The following is a 2,596-nucleotide window of genomic DNA, read 5'->3' as shown; positions in this document are numbered from 1 at the left end:
GACAGGCCGACGCCAGCGATGTCACCTACTACGGCACCGTCTACCGCGGCAGCCGCGAGATCGGGCGCGCCCACCAGGCGCTGTTCGACAGCGTGCTGAAGGGGACCCGCCTCACCGTCGACATCCTCGAGATCCGCCGCTACGGCGGCGATGCCGCCGTAGTCCTCACGCGCGGCGAGTCGTCGAAAGGGACGCCGAGAAAGCTCGGCAAACTCGTCACCTACACGGTGGTGCGGGATCGGACCGGTTGGTCGATCGCGGCGGTGCAGAAGACTCAGCATCGGACCGTGTTGGAGCGGCTGACACACCGGATGCAACCGTCCGCGCGGCCGAGCGCCTCGGACGGTCTCGGTCGACGGTGAGTTCCGCGTTTGCGGGGGCGGGCTTCATCGAGCCGACGCACCTGCTGTTTCCTGCCCGGCGACACACCGCCTGGTTGTCTCGTCCGATGCCGACGACGGGATGTGGACGGCCGTACCACTGAGCACAGTTTTCGTGACAGTTTGCGTCGCGTTGCGTTTCGTCTCGCAAACGAAACGAAAGTGCGACGAATCCGACGGAGGCGAAGCCGATGGGCGGCTTCGGCGGCGGGGTGTTCGCTTGTGACCGCCGATAAGACCCACTTATCGGCGGTCACAAGCCCATCGGGGTTCGGGGCGACGCGAGGAATCTGTTTCGTCGTAATACGTTGGCCGCGACGGAAACAACGCTACGATTCTCCGGTGTCCAGCGTGTGCAACTATCCCGGCTGTCATCGACCCGTCACCCGAGGCGGCGGACCGGGCCGTCCCTCCGAGTACTGCGACCACCCGGACCACACCCGCTGGCGGGCGTGGCGAGAGCGGCAGAGGTTGCAGCAGGAGGCCGACAAGGGGGCAGACGTCAACGTCACTGTGACGCAACAGGGGCCGGTGACCGCTGCCCGGTTACGCGCAGACGAACTGCTCACCCAATTCCGCGCGCTGGCCGAACAACTCACCACCACCCTCGGTTCGGCGGTGGCCGAGCTGTCCACGCTGGCCGACCCCGCCGTGGCCGAAGCGCAGGTCCAGGCCGTGCAGGCCGACGCCGCGCGGCGTATCGCCGAGGCGGAGATGGCAGCCGCGGCGGCGGAGCAGGCGCGGCGGGAAGCCGACGAGGAACGGCGGGCCGCGATGGCGGCCGCCGACGATGCCGCGGCCGCCGCCGAGCGCGCGGAAGAACTGGTCGCCGCGGCGGATACGGCGCGGGAGGCGGCGCTGCGGGAGGTCGAACAGGTGGTGGCGCGCACCTCCGAGGAGATCTTCGCCGTGCGCGGCGAGACCGAGGAGCAGATCAGGGCGGTCCGGTCGGAAGCCGAACGCGAGGTCGAGCGGGTCAGGCAGCAGGCCGAGGAGGACATTCGGGCCGCGCGGGCGAAGGCCGGCGCGGAGATCGAACAGGCGCGGCGGGAAGCCGCGCAGCAGGTGACGGCCGCGGCGGCTGAGCGCGACCTCGCGGTGCAACGCGCGGCCGACGCGGATCGGGCCGTCACCCGCACCGAACAGCTGGCCGCCGAGCGGCAGCATCTGCTCGAGGAGACCAGGAACGAACTCGCCCGGCTGCGCGAGGAACTCGATCGCGCGCGCGGTGAGGTGGACCGGGCGCGGGCCGAGGCCGAACGGCTGCGCGAGGAAGGGCAGGCGGCGGTGGCCGCTCAGCGCGTCGAGGCCGCCGGGGAACTCGAGCGGGTGCGGGCCGAGGCGGCGCAACGGATCACCGCGCTCGAGGAGGCCAGGGCGCAGACGCTCGCACGGGCCGAACGGGCCGAGCGCCAGCTCGACGACGTGCTGGCGCAACGGCGGGCGGCCGAACCTGCCTGACCCGGGCCTGCCTGACCCGGGTGAGCGGGTCCCACCCGATGGTTCATCGTCCGGGTCGGGCAGTTCAGTCGGTGCGCAGCCGGGCGTGCAGGTGCATGTCGTGGCGGCCGTCGTGGTGGCGGCCGGCGCCGCGCAGGGTGCCCTCGAGGGCGAAGCCGCATTTGTCGGCGACTCGGCAGGATTGGGGATTGAGCACCGAGTGGGTGAGTTCGACGCGTTCGAAGCCGATGTCGTGGAAGGCCCAGCGCAGCAACAGGAAGGCGGCGCGGGGGGCGATGCCGTGGCCGCGGCGGGCGGGGGTGGTCCAATAGGCGAGTTCGGTCCCGCCTTCGTTCAGGTCGGTGCGGCGCAGGCCGATGCGGCCGGCCAATTCGCCTGCGCAGGTGACGGCCCATTGCGGGTTTCCGCTGGTCCAGGCGGCGCGCCAGGATGGTAGCCAGCCGAGGACCTGATCGACGGAGTCGGCTGTGCGCACGTGCCAGCGGCGGATGGCCGGGTCCTGGAAGGCGGCGTGGTCGGCGGGGGCGTCGTCGTCGCGCCAGGGGCGCAGGGGGAGATCGCCGGCGCCGGTGAGGGTGGGTTGCGGTGCGGTGAAGGTGGCGGGGTCGATCACCGGTGGCAGCGACTCGGGCATCAGCTCATTGTGCGACGGCGGGTCGATCGGTGGGGGTGGGTTGGGTGGAAGACGGTGCGGGGCAACGGTGACGCGCCGGGTGGCAGGCGACGGGCCGGTGGGGTGAAGTGCCGTGATGGGG

Annotated in this window: 3 protein-coding genes; 2 read left to right on the top strand and 1 reads right to left on the bottom strand. The window is 71.5% G+C overall.

What is annotated here, in order from left to right; translation table 11 throughout:
- A partial coding sequence (locus tag QH283_RS17390) for a DUF4440 domain-containing protein (protein WP_280504043.1) occupies nucleotides 1-362 on the top strand: 362 nt, incomplete at its 5' end.
- A 360-nt stretch (nucleotides 363-722) separates the two neighbouring features.
- Nucleotides 723-1,841: a hypothetical protein gene (locus tag QH283_RS17385; RefSeq protein ID WP_280504042.1), complete on the top strand. Its 1,119-nt coding sequence runs from the start codon at nucleotides 723-725 to the stop codon at nucleotides 1,839-1,841.
- 64 nt (nucleotides 1,842-1,905) lie between these two features.
- Here QH283_RS17385 and QH283_RS17380 read toward each other — a convergent pair whose 3' ends face one another.
- Complete coding sequence (locus QH283_RS17380; RefSeq protein ID WP_280504041.1) at nucleotides 1,906-2,475, bottom strand: GNAT family N-acetyltransferase; 570 nt, start codon at nucleotides 2,473-2,475, stop codon at nucleotides 1,906-1,908.
- Nucleotides 2,476-2,596: the final 121 nt, after the last annotated feature.

Source organism: Nocardia farcinica (genome assembly GCF_029867845.1).
Lineage (GTDB): Bacteria > Actinomycetota > Actinomycetes > Mycobacteriales > Mycobacteriaceae > Nocardia > Nocardia farcinica_A.
The sequence above is the reverse complement of the archived record's forward strand: the minus strand, read 5'-3'. Positions and strand labels throughout refer to the sequence as shown.